This window comes from Aliinostoc sp. HNIBRCY26, assembly GCF_050235535.1.
Classification (GTDB): Bacteria; Cyanobacteriota; Cyanobacteriia; order Cyanobacteriales; family Nostocaceae; genus Trichormus.
Genome location: NZ_CP189852.1, coordinates 681,117 through 697,864, shown reverse-complemented (window position 1 = coordinate 697,864; position 16,748 = coordinate 681,117). Strand labels below are relative to the sequence as shown.

At 38.8% G+C, this 16,748-nt stretch carries 13 protein-coding genes; 10 read left to right on the top strand and 3 right to left on the bottom strand.

Annotated elements, in window-relative coordinates:
• Positions 1 to 172: 172 nt before the first annotated feature.
• The 3 genes from ACQFX9_RS02970 to ACQFX9_RS02960 all read right to left on the bottom strand — a co-directional run bounded on the left by ACQFX9_RS02970 (position 173) and on the right by ACQFX9_RS02960 (position 2,677).
• Complete coding sequence (locus tag ACQFX9_RS02970; protein ID WP_427160629.1) at positions 173 to 355, bottom strand: hypothetical protein; 183 nt, start codon at positions 353 to 355, stop codon at positions 173 to 175.
• An 86-nt stretch (positions 356 to 441) separates the two neighbouring features.
• Positions 442 to 1,614 carry a glycosyltransferase gene (locus tag ACQFX9_RS02965; RefSeq protein WP_427160628.1) on the bottom strand — a complete coding sequence of 391 codons (1,173 nt, stop codon included), beginning with the start codon at positions 1,612 to 1,614 and terminating at the stop codon, positions 442 to 444.
• A 16-nt stretch (positions 1,615 to 1,630) separates the two neighbouring features.
• Positions 1,631 to 2,677, bottom strand: a complete 1,047-nt coding sequence (locus ACQFX9_RS02960; RefSeq protein WP_427160627.1) for a glycosyltransferase — start codon at positions 2,675 to 2,677, stop codon at positions 1,631 to 1,633.
• A 222-nt stretch (positions 2,678 to 2,899) separates the two neighbouring features.
• Between ACQFX9_RS02960 and htpG the strand changes: the two genes are divergently transcribed.
• The 10 genes from htpG to hpsJ-B all read left to right on the top strand — a co-directional run bounded on the left by htpG (position 2,900) and on the right by hpsJ-B (position 16,739).
• Positions 2,900 to 4,867 carry a molecular chaperone HtpG gene (gene htpG, locus ACQFX9_RS02955; protein WP_427162779.1) on the top strand — a complete coding sequence of 656 codons (1,968 nt, stop codon included), beginning with the start codon at positions 2,900 to 2,902 and terminating at the stop codon, positions 4,865 to 4,867.
• A 180-nt stretch (positions 4,868 to 5,047) separates the two neighbouring features.
• Positions 5,048 to 5,284: a 50S ribosomal protein L28 gene (rpmB, locus tag ACQFX9_RS02950; RefSeq protein ID WP_236144796.1), complete on the top strand. Its 237-nt coding sequence runs from the start codon at positions 5,048 to 5,050 to the stop codon at positions 5,282 to 5,284.
• 614 nt (positions 5,285 to 5,898) lie between these two features.
• Positions 5,899 to 10,497 carry a hormogonium polysaccharide biosynthesis protein HpsA gene (gene hpsA, locus ACQFX9_RS02945; protein ID WP_427160626.1) on the top strand — a complete coding sequence of 1,533 codons (4,599 nt, stop codon included), beginning with the start codon at positions 5,899 to 5,901 and terminating at the stop codon, positions 10,495 to 10,497.
• 23 nt (positions 10,498 to 10,520) lie between these two features.
• On the top strand, positions 10,521 to 11,249 hold the full coding sequence (gene hpsB, locus ACQFX9_RS02940; protein ID WP_427160625.1) for a hormogonium polysaccharide secretion pseudopilin HpsB: 729 nt from the start codon (positions 10,521 to 10,523) through the stop codon (positions 11,247 to 11,249).
• Positions 11,250 to 11,406: 157 nt separating this feature from the next.
• A complete protein-coding gene (gene hpsC, locus ACQFX9_RS02935) occupies positions 11,407 to 12,378 on the top strand; it encodes a hormogonium polysaccharide secretion pseudopilin HpsC (protein WP_427162778.1) in 972 nt (323 codons plus the stop codon).
• A 25-nt stretch (positions 12,379 to 12,403) separates the two neighbouring features.
• A complete protein-coding gene (locus ACQFX9_RS02930; RefSeq protein ID WP_427160624.1) occupies positions 12,404 to 13,117 on the top strand; it encodes a pilus assembly FimT family protein in 714 nt (237 codons plus the stop codon).
• 41 nt (positions 13,118 to 13,158) lie between these two features.
• Positions 13,159 to 14,124 (top strand): hormogonium polysaccharide biosynthesis glycosyltransferase HpsE, encoded by a 966-nt coding sequence (hpsE, locus tag ACQFX9_RS02925; RefSeq protein WP_427160623.1) that lies wholly within the window; start codon positions 13,159 to 13,161, stop codon positions 14,122 to 14,124.
• Positions 14,125 to 14,376: 252 nt separating this feature from the next.
• On the top strand, positions 14,377 to 14,952 hold the full coding sequence (locus ACQFX9_RS02920) for a pilus assembly FimT family protein (protein WP_427160622.1): 576 nt from the start codon (positions 14,377 to 14,379) through the stop codon (positions 14,950 to 14,952).
• A gap of 29 nt (positions 14,953 to 14,981) precedes the next feature.
• On the top strand, positions 14,982 to 15,671 hold the full coding sequence (locus ACQFX9_RS02915; protein ID WP_427160621.1) for a TIGR04282 family arsenosugar biosynthesis glycosyltransferase: 690 nt from the start codon (positions 14,982 to 14,984) through the stop codon (positions 15,669 to 15,671).
• A gap of 228 nt (positions 15,672 to 15,899) precedes the next feature.
• Positions 15,900 to 16,739 carry a hormogonium polysaccharide biosynthesis protein HpsJ gene (gene hpsJ-B, locus ACQFX9_RS02910; RefSeq protein ID WP_427160620.1) on the top strand — a complete coding sequence of 280 codons (840 nt, stop codon included), beginning with the start codon at positions 15,900 to 15,902 and terminating at the stop codon, positions 16,737 to 16,739.
• The last annotated feature ends 9 nt before the right edge of the window (positions 16,740 to 16,748 follow it).

The following is a 16,748-nucleotide window of genomic DNA, read 5'->3' as shown; positions in this document are numbered from 1 at the left end:
AAGCGTGTGTTAGCCTAATCAATTAAATAGTAAACAAGAGTGCTGAACAGTAAAGTTACTCAAAACTCAGCACTCAAACTCACGCCTTCTGAAAAATACCTACCCAGCCATCTTTTTTACCTAACAAGCCGAAAGATAGACGATATAGCGACACACAAATAATACCAATTCTCTAAAATCCGGCAACAGATAGAGCCTCAAGAATGTACTTTCGCCTAGCAATAGATGCAATGATAGATGTGGTTAAATTACCAATGTGAAAGTAAAGTGCAGAGCGCAACTCGTCAAGAGTTTTCGGCATTAACCAACGTAAATGACGTTTGAAATATTGCCAAACTTGTTCAATGGGATTCAATTCGGGAGAATGGGAACGTAGTCATTAGACTTATAGCGTCACGCACCAATGATCAATTATGACACTTGCGTAAGTCATGTGATTTTTTAGAGAATTTCTAAAAGTAACTGTTTAGCTGTAATACCAGCCACTTCCCAATTAAGACGAGTTAAATACTCATTAAAAGATGATATGGCTAATTGTTCATACTTATGGTATTCAGTCCAATACTGAATTACATAATTACAATAATCTTCTACGTTGGCATCGACTGAAAAAGTTTTACCATTGATATCATCTTTAATCACAGTTGGGATACCCGCTATTTTGGTTGTTAAACAAGGAACACCAAAAGCATTGGCTTCCGCCAAAACATGAGGATTAGTATCAGCTTTAGTAGGTAAAATTAGAAAATGAGAATCACCAATTAACTTACACATTTTAGATAAACCATCAGGTTGATTTTTGTTGATATACCCCAATGGTTTGACAAAACTTGGCAATGGTTCTTCAGAGATAGGCTGACATCCTATAATTGTTAACTCTGTATGTACACCTATTTCATTTAATTTTTTAGCTACTCCTAGAGCTATATCCCCACCTTTACGTTTCCAATCAACCCCAGAATAAATTAACTTACATATTTTATCTCCCCTTGATTTAACTAGTTCTGTAATCTCTACTAAGCTTTTTCCCGGCTTAATTTCTATATTTGCACCTCTGGGAATGATCCGAATTTTAGATTTCTCTATTCCATAGGTTTTAACAATAGTTTCCCTTGCCCATTCGGAAGTAACTATAAGTAGCTTGCATTTATCCAATGCAGCCTTTTCCATTTGATAAATATTATTTTTAGTCTCTTGACAAAGATTACTCAAGTGAGGAAAAAAATTAATTAATTCAGTTAAAGTTGTATCTATCCACAACACTATCGGCTGTTGACACTCTAAATAAGCAGTAGGAATTGCGCCTTCAGGAGAAATAACAATATCACTCCTAATATCACGTAATTTTTTAGCTACTTGATTACCATAACTTCGACAAACTATTGGTTCGCTCCAACTGTAATAATCTTTTTTAAATAAGTGATGATAATATAGCCATTTACTTCTAGTCAACCAAGATTGTGTTTTTTGTAGAGGGCCTAAATAATCAAGAAAAATATTTTGATTGGTTAATGTCTTGGCAATGAAATTACTAGCTCCATAGTTTCCACCATGATATTTTGTCCAACTATCAGGATTTTTAACATCATAAGTAGTCACATAAGCAATTTTCATAAATTCCTCTGAGATATTATTTTTGATTACAAATTTTCTCAAAAAATTTGAGAGTTTTTTGAGCTAAATCTGACCACTCTAATTCTTTTAAATTAGCTGAGAGCGATCGCTTTTCTTGAATAGCCCAATTTAATCCTGCTGCTAAAGTTTCTGTCGTTAAATCTCCAGAGTACAAATTCACCCACTCCACCCCAACTTGTGTCTGTAATTCTTTCATCGATCCCTTATCAGGTACTAATATAGGAGAATCAAAAGATAAAGCTAAGATGGCACTACCTGAGTTTAAAATTTCCTGAAAAGGTAAGACTACTAAATTAGCAGCTTGAAAGTATATTTGTAACTTTTCATCTGGCACAAACGAGAAATTTAATTTAATTCTGGAATCGTTAGCGGCTAAAGTTGATATCTCATCACCTAATTCTGGAGATTCGACTTTACCTGCTATCAGCAATAGCCAATCGTTAGGAGCTAAATCCAGAAATACCCGTACTAAATGAGGAATGTTTTTATAGTAGTCAATATATCCCAAAAACAAAAGTAAATTACAACCATCTGGTATATTTAAATTTAATCGAGCAGCATCCTGACTAATTTGGTTAGGATAGAACTGTCTGTAATGACCATGATTAATAACAGTGTGGGGTATTTTTCGTGAATATAAAAATTTTTTATCTGCTAATTCTTTAGCAATTTCACTATGACTAATACATCCATCTACTAGCCTAATAAATTTATCTTGAAACCAATTTGCTAGTCGAGGATGTAATAGAGAGTGGGGATAGCTATCATGAATAGTCCAAATAACTTTCGTACCCTTAACCTTAGCCCAATTGATAGCTAACAACATTGTGAATGCACGAAAAAGAGCTACAATTAAGTTAGGATGGCGCGATATAGTTTCTGTCGGCCAATGTAGATGAAAAATATCATATTTATGGCGTAATAGCTTTCCTAGAGTAAATTCCTCAACTGTTGCACCCTGTTCACAAATATGTGAATACAATAGCCAGTTATAAGGGTTTTTATACTTGGTTTTAAATGCCGGCCAGGCAATAATTTTCATTAAAAATGACCTAAATTAAGCAAAGATTATTAATTTTGCCTTTCCTAAATACTCAGAAACGCAAAGTAAACTGTCGGCTTTGGGCTAAATATTTTCCAGCTAATATAAGCGAGTAGGGAAATCCGACCAGTAATATAGTGTAAACAAACCTTGATAGGGCAAGCGATCGCCACTATTATGCCCTTAAAATTCACAGTAGGCAAATTTTATAAAACGAAGATGATGCTAGAACAAGGAACTATCAGTATTCATACTGAAAATATTTTCCCGATCATTAAGAAGTCTCTTTATTCAGATCATCAAATTTTCCTGCGAGAACTGGTATCTAACGCCGTAGACGCAATTCAAAAGCTCAAAATGGTCTCCCGTGCTGGTGAATATGCGGGAGTTGTGGACGAACCGGAAATTCAAATCGCCATTGATAAAGACAAAAAAACCGTCTCCATTAGCGATAATGGCATTGGGATGACTGCCGAGGAAGTGAAGAAATACATTAACCAGGTGGCGTTTTCCAGTGCGGAAGAATTTATTCACAAATACGAAGGGAAAGCAGACCAACCAATTATCGGTCACTTTGGTTTGGGCTTCTACTCCTCCTTTATGGTGGCGCAGAAAGTAGAAATTGATACCCTCTCCTACAAAGAAGGCGCGCAAGCAGTTCACTGGAGTTGTGATGGTTCACCAGAATTTACCCTGGATGAATCTTCCCGGACAACCATTGGTACTACGATAACTCTGACTCTGTTACCAGATGAAGAAGAATATTTAGAAGCAGCACGCATTAAAAATCTGGTCAAGACTTACTGCGACTTCATGCCAGTTCCTATCAAACTCGATGGGGAAGTATTAAATAAACAAAAAGCAGCTTGGCGGGAGTCTCCCAATAACCTGACCAAAGAAGATTATTTAGAATTTTACCGTTATTTGTATCCTTTCCAGGAAGAACCCTTACTCTGGGTGCATTTAAATACAGACTATCCCTTCATCATCAATGGGATTTTGTATTTCCCGAAAATGCGTCCCGATGTGGATGTTACCAAAGGGCAAATCAAATTATTCTGTAACCAAGTCTTCGTTAGCGATAACTGTGACGAAATTATTCCCCAGTTTCTCATGCCTATGCGGGGTGTAATTGATAGCACAGATATTCCCCTCAACGTATCCCGTAGTGCCTTACAAGGCGATCGCACCGTCCGCAAAATCGGCGATTATATAGCTAAGAAAGTCGGTGATAGACTCAAAGAACTGTACCGCGAAGACCGCGAACAATACATCAGCGCGTGGAAAGACCTCGGTACTTTCGTCAAATTCGGCGTTCTCAACGACGAGAAATTTAAAAAACAAGTCGAAGACATTATCATTTTCCGCAGCACTGCCAAATTTGAGCAATCAACAGCCTCAACACCAGTCGTAGAAGTCCAGACAGAAGAAGGCGACGTTTGGCAAGATGTCAAACCAGCTACCTCTGGTAGTCCCTACACTACCCTCAAAGAATACCTAGAACGCAACAAAGAACGCCACGAAAACCGCGTCTTCTACAGCACCGATGAAGCTACCCAAGCCACTTATATAGAACTACACAAAAACCAAGGTTTGGAAGTCCTGTTTATGGACTCCTTCATTGACACCCACTTTATTAATTTCCTGGAACGGGAATACAACGATGTTAAATTCACACGGGTAGACTCAGACTTAGACGATACCCTCCTAGCTAAAGACAAAGCTGGCGAAATCGTTGACCCCACCACCAATAAAACCAAGAGTGAAGTTATTAAAGAGTTATTTGAACAATCACTCAACAAACCCAAAGTCAACATTCGCACTGAAGCCTTAAAATCTGACGATCCCCAAGGAACACCACCAGCAATGGTGCTGTTACCTGAAATTCTGCGTCGTTTGCGGGAAATGAACGCCATGATGCAACAACAAAATGCAGAATTTCCCGAAGATCACATTTTATTGGTAAATACTGCCCATCCCCTCATCCAAAATTTAGCTAACCTCAATCAAGGTAGTATCATTCAAGATGATGGACAATCAACAACCAACCCCTTAGTAAACCTCATCTGTCAACACGTTTATGATTTAGCACTGATGTCTCAAAAAGGATTTGACGCTGAAGGAATGAAATCCTTTGTCGAACGTTCCAATGAAGTGCTGACTAAACTGACAGAACAAGCCAGCAAATAGAAGTTTGTAGTAAGGACTTTAGTCCTCCTCATGTTCAGGAATAAAGTCCTTACCAAACAGACCAGCGTATTTTTTTTGAAAAAATACTCAACATTCTGGCAACTCTCACCCCAATATTCACCCTAGAGCTTCTAAAATAGAAAGGTTGTACTCAAATCTCACTCTGGAGATACATTAACTATGTCTCGTCGTTGCGAACTGACTGGCAAAAAGGCAAACAACGCCTTTGCAGTTTCTCACTCCCACCGCCGCACCAAACGCCTTCAGCAAGCTAATCTACAAATTAAGCGTGTTTGGTGGCCTGGTGGAAACCGTTGGGTAAAACTCAAATTATCTACCAAAGCTATCAAAACCCTAGAGAAAAGGGGAATTGAAGCAATGGCAAAAGAAGCTGGTCTGAACTTAAATCATTACTAATACCAGCTTGCAAAAATTGTGAGGAGTATAAAACCTCACAAGCTCCTATTTTATTAATAACTTGGTAGTTAAATACTTTCAAAAGCACTATTCCCAAGCTCAGGTTTATGGATTGTTAAATAAAAGTATTAACTGCCAAAACGAATACTGGTCATTTACCTCGCAAACAGAAATCATCACGATACAGCCTCTCCATTACGGGGAGGTTTTCAATTTTAAAGGTACTTTATATTTAGTTGATCTGGAAATGATATGTTTTCCTGGATAGATGGGTAACATAAGCCTAATCTATTCACAATATCTTTACACACACGTCATTCCATGAAATAAACTTCTGCTAATTTAACGTAAATTTACGATGTGTATTACTGAAATTGTGAATCCTAAAACAAGTTCAGTAAAATCAGTATTTTCCGAATAAAATAGACGACTTATCCAGTGATATAACTTGAACACATCGTCAAATTTTGTGTTGCTACTGAGTTTAGTGTTGCTAACACAGGGTGATTTTTGCAGAATTATTCATTCACATTATGCCCAAAACAAAGGGCATGATCAGTCAATAGCAAAAGCATTTGTCAATTATTTGTCAAACACTTCACAGGAAAGTAGCTATGTCGCCAAAACGCCAGCTCTTCAAAACTAAAAAACGCTTTTTTAAAAAACTGAAGCTGATTAGTAAACAGTGCTTGTCTGCAATTAATAAGTCAATTGTTTGGCTATTACGCAAGTTATTTGTCACAAAGAAACAAAGAACTTCTGCAAATGCTGGTTTTGTTTTGCCGACAGTAGCCATGATAGCAATAGTCGTTGTTCTATTGACAACTGTGATTATGCTGCGGTCATTTGAACGTGCTAAAAATGCCAGTAATGTCCGTGTCAATGAAGCTGTAATCAGTGCCGCTACTCCAGCAATTGATAGAGGTAGGGCTAAATTAAATAAACTATTTCAAGATAAAAGATTACCACGCGCTACACCAACGGATCAGGCATTATACACCGTTTTGATCGACAAATTGACTGAATATACCTTTGGTGATGAAACAGCATTGAAACTTTCATATACATATAAGGATAAAGATAATAAAGACGTTACAGACACCTTAGAGACAGCCTGGCGATATCCCGTTGATACCGACAACAACGGCAAATTTGATAGCTACACTCTCTATGGAATGTACTTTAAAACTCCCCCTGTCGGTAGCGATAATAAATATAGCCGTGCCAGAAATCCTTTAGAAGCCAGAACTCCACCAATGGTAGAGGGTACGGTGGATGCAACCTGTGGTGCTAATACTAGTGCAGTTTTAGTAGGGAATACTGGTTGGATTAAACAAAATAATGAGTTAAAAAAATCCTTCTTTGTTTATACAGCTACAGTACCAATTACATCTGCACCTAGTGATGCTACTAACTATGAAAAATATCAAGGTAACAAAGGCTTTGCTTCTGTAGAATATCAGCAAGACAGAGTACAAATTCCACCCAATAACTACGCTGTTGTTTACGAAGATGATATCTCACTCACTCCTGGTTCAGCATTTAATCTTAATGGCTCAATTTTTACTAATAGCAACTTCTTAACTCGCCCAGGTAGTACTATCAGGTTATATCAAGTTAGTGCCAGAGCTTCTTGTTTCTACGAAGCTAAAAATGCCAAAATCATCATTGGTGGTAATTCAGCTGTAGATAAATTTACGTCTAGTACAAACGACAATACTTCCAACACTAGCGTTGATTTATTCAATGGGACATCGTCTAATCCAACTTCAGCATCATGGGTAAGATCAGTTAGCAACACGCCAATAAACACAGCCTATAACAATCAGGCTTATGTAAGTCGTATCAATAGATTGGTTGCTGCTCAATTACTTAACAATGCCGACACTGATCCTTCAGAAGTTAAAGACGGTATTGAAAAGAAAAAGAAAAGTTTGGGTTTATCAAGCTTCACAACCGCAGAACTCGATAGAATTCGCCGTCAACAACTAGAACTTTATTTTAGGAAGCGTACTCGTCGCGTTCCTTTTGGAGAAGTTGCATTTAACGGTACAGATACATCTCCTACACCACTGCTTCAAGGTAGCGGTGATACACTCCGTGCTAATGATGCATGGATTTATCCTACAGATCCAACAGATGGAAAAACAGTTGGTACTAACTACACTAAGTTAGAACTAAATATCACTGGAACATCCCTAGCACCCAAGGCTACAGAACTCGCAGAATTGAAGAAACAAGGTGGAAAAGAACCAGAATTAGGTGATAGAGTCCTGGTTGGTAATAATTTACCGGAACTTTGGTGGGATAAAACTAAGGCAAAATTTGTCAGTACGGGTGTTGAGGATACGCAACAAATCAGTGGTGTGAGATGGGATAATCCAACTGGTACAACAGTAGTTCGTACTCGACGTTCTTTAGTCCAGACATTAGCCGATGTGGGATCTACAGACAGAGATTCAGATTGGGAATTAGATGCAGCTAGAGTTCCAAGTGATCCTACAGACCCTGTTGGTGGTTTGCGAGTTGTGACTGGTGCCGGTATATATTTAAACCAAGGTGGCACCCCTAGTAGTTTTGTTAACACTGTCACACAAATCTGGCCAGATACAATGCCAGTGCCGCAAGCGGGACTGCCAGTACGTGAAAACGCAGATGGTACACCACAACGAGATGCCAGCAATAATCCAATAACCTTTAAAACCGTTCAGCCATATTGGATGTATTCTTACCTTGGAGACTCTACCATTGGTTCTCTCACATATACATGGCCGGAGATAGCTGACGACCCAAGCACTACAACGATAGATGAGTCTAAAACTCCATATCTGCAAATGCGAGCGACGGCAGTTTATCACTACAAGTCTGATAAATATAGCGCACAAAATCCCAAACCCATAGCTTGTGTCAGCAGTTTTTATGTCCCGACTAATCAATATCGAGCTAAAAATCAGTCAGGACTGCCTTGGAATGCCGCCACAAATGACATAAATCGCCCCCAACGAAATGCCCTATCCAATAACGGTATAGCTTATCCTCCCCCTACTAAGTCCATTACCGATTATCAGACGGTACTTACATATCAATCTCAACTCACCTATCGCGTCAGTGGACGTTCAATAGATGATGGGCTATTGGCCAGAGCGTTAGCCAAAACCGCAGACAATCGGACTTTATCAGAGCAATCTGCCATTGATGCTCAGATTTGCGCCCTGCAAATTTTAGATGGTAGTCTTAGCCCCTCAAATACCGTCATTGATCACGGTGCGATTAGAGAAGTAACTCTTTTAGACCCAAGGGAGGTTAAGGGTAATAGTGGAGCTAATGATAGTGTCACACAAACTGATAACTACAATCGTCCTGTCAGAGATAGACAACCCATAGAAATTCGTGCCACTGTCCTAGACCTTGACCTGCTCCGCAAAAAGACAATTGGCGGTACATCTCCCTCCCAAGAATATCTATTACCCAATAGCGGTCTGATCTATGCAACTCGTGATGATGCTTTACCAGATATTAGTGCAGGGACTACGGAAGCGTCAAAATTAGTCAGTCCTGTAGACTTTAGAATTGATCCTACCCGTCGTCCTAATGCCATTATGCTGATCAATGGTGACAGACTCGGACGCACAGACACTTACCGAGATGTAGAAAAAGGATTGATTTTAGCTACCAATTTGCCTGTGTATATTGAAGGTAACTTTAATCGTCATCAAGACACTACAGGCGGTGAACAGCAAGAGTTTACCGAAAAATTAGACGGGAATTGGACAACTGCTAAATTCTATAGCGATCGCAAAACACTTAACGAAAATTTTGCCTGTCGTAAGAGTGACCCCAGACTACCCAATTGTACTACTGGCGATCAATGGCGACCTGCAACAGTTTTAGCAGATGCCGTTACCTTACTGTCTGGTACCTTTAGAGAGGGATTCCGTGATGAGGGTGATTATGACTGGAGTCAAAGTCCCCTAGCTTCAGTACCAACTGGTTTCTCAAGATTTAACAACTACGTCACTGTCAATAACTGGCCTAATCAAATTCAGACACAAGGTAGTTCTTATCTCAACAACTTTGTGACACCCATTCTACTGCGGACTGTACCAGGAGCATATTTGACAGAAGTTTGTCCTGTTAAAAATGGCAAAGGAACTGTAGAAACAACGGATGCTACAGGAAAGAAAGTTACAACAGAAGTAGATGCAGCCACATTCTGTAGTAATCCTAAAAACTGGACTATTCAAACATCTTGTAGCGATAACGGTGGAGGTAGTACCTATCTCAATGACAAAATTGTAGGCAAAAATGGTGATCCCAGTAATAGCAGGATTAAAACCGGATATGTCTTTGACGATCCAGATGGCTTTGGTAAGCAAAATGGTGCTGAATGTTTTGATAACGATGCACCTCGCAGAATATCCTTACTCAGAGATGCAAGTACAGGAAACATAGTCTCGCCACTTCAAGTTTTAGGTGTTAATAAAAGTGGAAAAGTCGCAGTATTCAACTTTGGCAATCCTGGTTCTGATCTGCTGACTCCACCCAACGGTGCAACTATGCCGTGGTTAAGGGCAACTGTTAGTGGTGACAAAGTCACGGCACTTACCCCAGTCCTGCAAATTGAGCAACCTTTTGCCACACCTTCAAATCCAGATAATACCGACAGGATTGGTGGTGCAAGCACTTCTAGACAAGATACAAACAAATGGCTACAACCAGCAGGTGCTGACACTACCTTCAACTTAATTGTTGCCGCAGGGGATAGCCCAGCCCGTCCTACGGAAGATAATGGTGGTCTACACAACTTCGTCCGCTTCATGGAAAACTGGCAACCGCCTACTAGCATTACCCGACAAGCCATAATTAGCGGTTCTTTCATGCAAGTTAAAAAGAGTGCCTACGCCACAGGCCCATATAACGGAGCATTAGCAGGCTCTGGTACTACCTACGGCATTGACATTGACGGTGGTAGAGGTACAGGCTTTCTTCCTCCTGGAAGACAGTGGGGTTATGATGTCGCACTGCTTTCTCAAGCACCCGACTTATTTGCCCAAAAACTGGTACTAACACCACCTGAACTACCAGATGAATACTTCCGCGAAGTAAGTCGAGATGACAAATGGATACAGACACTTTTATGCGCTAAAGATGCTTCTGACAGTACGAAATTTGCCATCGACCAAGATCAACGTCCTAATAGCTGCAAATCCTAAAACTGAGAAGTTGGTGAGTAGTCATGATTAAACGCAACTCAAAACAAACACCTTCATCTAGCAGTGATTCTGGTTTTACGATTATTGAATCAATTTTAGGTCTGCTTGTAGCGGCCATTCTATTGGCCGCCATATCACCCATCCTTGTGATCTCGACAGCCACCCGTGTCCAATCTCGCCGCATAGAAAAAGCAACTCAAGTTGCTAACACATTCATTGATGGTGTGAGAACTGGTTCAATTAAAGCCCCAAGTGAATATAGTAGTGACAACAAAATTGAATTAGACGCAGCTACCAAAGATGCGCCCAGAACATTATCACAGAGTCTCATTACCCTCACGACCATGCCAGTGCCGACTACAAGCACAAAGACAAATTTATATCTTTTTAGAAAAGACGGCAGTATTTGTCATGTGAGCGAAACAGGCTGTACGACAGACTCCAACAACGCTTTTGAAGAATATTACATTCAAGCACGTCAAATCATGGTCAAAAGTAGTGGCTCTAGTGATGGTTATCGTCTAGCAATGCGGGTTTATCGTACAGATGTTGATTTTGATAAACCACTGCTCGCTAGCGAAAGTCCTAATAAAAGAAGCGTATCACCTGTAACTGGAGGCTTAGGTAACAAACAAGCACCGTTAGTAGAAAGAACAGCAGATATTGGCAATATTAGCACTTCATTTCAGGCTTTATGTCAGCGTCTTGGTATAGCACCTGACAAGGATGGAAAGGCTCAAAACTGTCAATAATTAGCTCAGACATTTTGTTTGTAGTGGGGAATTTATTCCTTCTAAAAATTATTTTGAGGACTAAAGTCCTTACTACAAACTTTTTTATTGAATGAGATTGCAAAAACTAAATATTTATACACGGTGCATACATGAGTAAAAGGAGAACTCCATAATGATTAAGACATTGCACTTTATACTCAAGAGCCACTTCAAAAAATCTCAGGACATTCAGCAAAATGGCGGTTTTACTCTCATTGAATTGTTAGTAGCTTTGTTAATTTCATTTTTAATCATCACACCATTACTAGGGTTCATGATTAGTGTCATGAATACAGACCGACAGGAACAAGCTAAAACCAATTCTGAAGAAGAAATCCAAACAGCACTCAATTACATTTCCCGTGATTTACAACAAGCAGTATATATATATGATGCTGCGGGTGTTAGTGCAATCAGCTCCCAATTACGCTACCCAAGCGATACTACAACTAGATTTCCTTTACTAGTTTTTTGGAAACGAGAATTAGTTAGTGAAGTCATAGCAGCAGCTGATAACTCAAAAGATGATACTTTTGTTTATTCATTAGTTGTTTATTATCTAATTAAAGATAGTAATGCTACTTGGTCAAAAGCTGCTCGTATTGCTAGATGGCAAATCAGAGATGGTGTACAAGCCATAAGTGGTGGTGTGAGTTGTACAGGATATACTGCCAAGTATGTCAATGCAGATAACTGTCCCAGTCCAGGTTTTGCTCCTTTTCAAGATCAATTTGATGAGGCTGATAGTTTAGAGCAAGGAATGAACAAATGGAAAAAATCATCTAGCTCTTATACTGCTGATGCTACGGTGTTGATTGACTATATTGATCAAAGCACTGCATCACCCCGGCCAAATGCAACTTGTCCTCCTGACTCCACTTCACCTGCAATTACATGGTCAAGAATAGCAGATACAAGAACAACTAGTATGACTGGGTTTTATGTATGTGTAGATAAAACCAATACAACAGCACAAGTATTTATTCGAGGAAATGCAGTAGCCCGCATCGAAAATAACACAGATAAAATCAACTATATTGACAGTCGAAAAACTTATTTCCCTACACTATCTGTTAGGGTTGAAGGACGGGGATACTTATTCAGGTAATTACCGTAAATTGGAGAAATAAGCAATGTTTAATAATTACATAATAAGAAAAAAAAATATCAGTTTATTACCGCTTTATAGCAGGAATAAAAAGAGCAAATTAGATGGTTTTGCATCTAGATATGAGCAACAGGATGCTGGATTTAGTTTGATAGAAGTAGTGGTAGTAGTCCTAATGATGGGGATTCTAGCCGCTATAATAGCTCCTAGCTGGTTGGGGTTTGTAAACCGTCAGCAATTAAATAAAGCTAATGATGCTGTTTTAGTAGCTCTACAGCAAGCAAGTCGAGAAGCGAAAAGAACAAAAACTAGCTACAGTTTCACTTTTAAAGTAGAAAATAAAATTGCCAAGATAGCTGTTCATCCATCTGACTCTATTCCTGCTAATAATAGTCCTTTATGGCAAACATTAGGCAGTGATGCAGGGATTACTTCAGGACAAGTCACTCTCTTAACAAATTTGACTGGGACAAATAAAACCGATGACAATGGAAAATTGAATAAACTGTACAACTATTTAGCAACACAACAAAGTATTAGATTTGATTACCTGGGGAGTTTACCAAATGCTTATTTTGGGAAAGAAGATACTACAACTAAGGATACCCCAGGTCTAAAAATTGCGGTTGTCAAACAAAATTCGGGTACTTCTGCATCAGATTCGGATATGAAGCGATGTGTGATTATCGAAACTCTTTTGGGTGGAATTTTGTTAGAAAAAGATAGTAAATGTAACTAATTTGAAATCTCACTAGTTTTTGAAAAAAGCAACTTAGAGTTATGAAAGATTTTTTAGATTTTACAGTAGCCATTCCTACTTATAACGGTGAACATCGTTTGCCTGAACTACTAGAAAGACTACGAAATCAAATTAACACTGAAAATTTATCCTGGGAAATCATTGTTGTAGATAATAACAGTACCGATAATACATCTAAAGTTGTTCAAGCTTATCAAGAGAACTGGCACTGTTCTTATCCCTTAAAGTATATCTTTGAAGATAAACAGGGAGCAGCATATGCACGCAAACGTGCAGTTATAGAAGCTAGAGGCCAATTAATCGGTTTTCTAGACGATGATAATTACCCGATACCTACTTGGGTATCAGCTGCTTATGCTTTTGCTCAACAACATCCTCAAGCGGGTGCTTATGGTAGTCAAATTCATCCCGACTGGGAGGTTGAACCACCAGAAAATTTTGAAAGAATAGCTCCATTTTTAGCAATTACAGAACGGGGAAATTTACCTCTAAGATACGAAGCTGATAAGAAGTTGTTACCACCTTCTGCTGGGCTAGTCGTGCGTCGTCAAGTTTGGTTGGATAGTGTACCTGAACAACCTATATTAACAGGCAGAGTAGTAGGTAATATGCTCACTGGTGAAGACCTAGAGATGTTGTGTTATATCCAAAAATCTGGTTGGGAAATATGGTACAACCCAGAAATGGAAATTTATCATAAAATTCCTGGTGTTCGGTTGACAGAAGAATATTTAATACCGTTTTTTCGTGGTGTTGGACTAAGCCGTCATGTAACTCGGATGCTGAATGTAAATTCTACAAATAAGCCAATTATATTTTTAGCGTATATGCTCAATGACTTGCGAAAAATAATTTTTCATCTGATTAAATATGGTTATAATTTGTCAAAAAATTTAGTGATTAATTGTGAGAGACAACTAATTTTAAGTAGTATGATAAGTCCTTTCTATCTATGGAAAAATGGTTATTTCAAACGCAATCATTAATTGATGTAGTAAATATATATAGGACTGAGTGCAATGGTAATGCAAAAAAATCATTGTTTGACAGTGATGATTGTTACTGATGTCTGTTTATTCATCCATGCAAAGAGGATGTTAAAGCAATTATTTAAGAGATAGAGTATTATGCAAGTTAAGTAATTTCTTGCATATTCTGGATTCATTATATATAAAGGTTTGAGTTGTTTAAAATTTTTGAACACATAAAAAACAAATATATAAAATTCAAAATTCCTAATGAAATCCATATTTAACTTATATATTTACTGCCAGATAATCAAGTCTCATCATCATAAATCCATTCGTGGGTTTACTTTAGTAGAAACATTAACTATTTTTGTGATGATTGGGATACTCTCTGCAATAGCAATACCTAGTTGGCTTTCTTTCGTCAGGATTCGCTATTTGAATACGGCTCAAGATGATATTTATCAAGCAATGCGCCAAGCTCAAAGCCAAGCAAAAAAGGAAAAATCAACTTGGCAGGCTAGTTTTCGAGAACAAAGTGGTAGTGGTAGAGTCGAATGGGCTGTTCATCCTGCTACAGTTAGCCCAGCAAATGCTGTCTGGAATAGCTTAGAGCCTGATGTGCGTTTAGATGAAGAAACAACTTTGCAAATTGTCGATGGTGTGAGGCAAATTCAATTTGATTATTTGGGAAGTGTCAGAAAACCACCTTTAGGGAAGATAACCTTATCTAGTAAGTACGGTGGTAAAGCCAAGCGTTGTGTCATTGTCTCGACTATTTTAGGTGCAATCCGAAAAGAAAAAGAAAAAAGAACAGCTAACAGTAGTGATGACTACTGCTATTAAAATGGCTGTGATTACAATTTAGGTGTTATGTGCCGACACTACTACGACAAATCTCCCCACAGCACTTAATTATCTTTACTCGCTATCCAGAAGCGGGGAAGACGAAAACTCGATTGATACCAGTTTTGGGTAGTGTTGGTGCTGCTGACTTGCAACGGCAAATGACTGAATACACGATATCTCAGGCAAGAAACTTGCAAAACGACATATCTATAGAAGTACGCTTTGCGGGTGGTAACTTGCAACTGATGCAAGATTGGTTGGGGTCTGACTTATTATACCAAGCTCAAGGAGAAGGAGATTTGGGAATCAGGATGGGGCGATCGCTATCTGAGGCCTTTGAGAATCATGCCACACAAGTAGCGATCATTGGCACTGACTGTCCAGAAGCTAAGACTCATATTCTCGCTCAAGCCTCTGCAAATCTGCAAACTTTCGATTTAGTGTTAGGGCCAGCCATTGACGGCGGCTATTACTTGATTGGTTTACGTCGCTTCATCCCAGAATTATTCATGAACATTAATTGGGGAACTGACCAAGTTTTACAACAAACCATAGATATTGCTAAAAAACTTAACGTCTCGTATATTTACTTACCCACCTTATCTGATATTGACCGTCCAGAAGACTTACAGATATGGGAAAAAGTTCTCAAAACAGAAAGCAAAGATGATTACACGAAACAGAGATCAATAATAGACAAGGCATCATTTGACTAAATTAGCCTTACTGAATTAAATGTATTTTTTTATACTTTTATTGCGGGGAAATCTGATAGCGACACCCTAGATAACTAGTGTTAGTGTAGTGTAGTTTGAAACAAAATCACGTATATATTCTTCTTTATGTGTGCGAGCAATTCACATGACTAACAGCATTATGGGAACAATACTCAAGTAACTTTAAATAGGATTATCATTTTGACTTGAACGAAAATTTGCAAAACTATGGTTAATCGTTTTACTTCTGCGAATGCTGCCATCACCTTAAAAGTGGTGGGGATAATTTTAATTGCGTCCTTTTTGCTTGACTTTTTGGTACTGTTGTTTCCTTTCCAGCCTACGGATCGGATATGGCAAATTAATATCGCAACAGCAATAGTTGATCGGGGTATTGTCCCCTTAGTGGGTGTGGGTGCTTTGTTTACTGGTCAATGGATGCAAGAAGCTAGTGATAGCCCCCAAGGTTTTGACTTGAGATTTCCGGTTTTAGTGCTGTGTAGCATCTTAGGCTTGATGTTTTTACTGATTTTTCCCTTACACCTGAATAATGTGCGTCAAGCCAGCACACAAACGGTAAATCAAATTAACCAAGATGCAGCACAAGCAGAAAACCAGGTGAACAATCAGTTATCCCAATTTCAAGCACAATTGAACAATGAGCAAGGTAAAGCTCAGTTAGAGCAGTTACGCGCTCAAGCTAAAGCTCAGTTTACGGAATTGTTGAATAACGAGCAAAGATATCAAGAAGCACTCAAGAGTCCACAAGTCCCAGCTGCACAAAAAGAACTGCTCAAGAAGTTTAAAGAGAATCCCCAAGAACTGGATAAGTTTATCGCCCAGCAAACAGATCCTAAAGGATTGGCTGATCAAAGATTGATTCAAATTCGTCAACGTAGGGATGATGCGTCTAAACAAGCAAAAGACAACGCTTGGAAATCAGGACTGCGGATTGGGATGAGTAGTTTACTTTTGGCAATTGGTTACATCATCATTGGTTGGACTGGTTTAAGAGGTATGGGTACTTTGCAAGGTGGTAAACCTAAAGGTAAAGTCCCAGCCCGTTAACTTTTTATT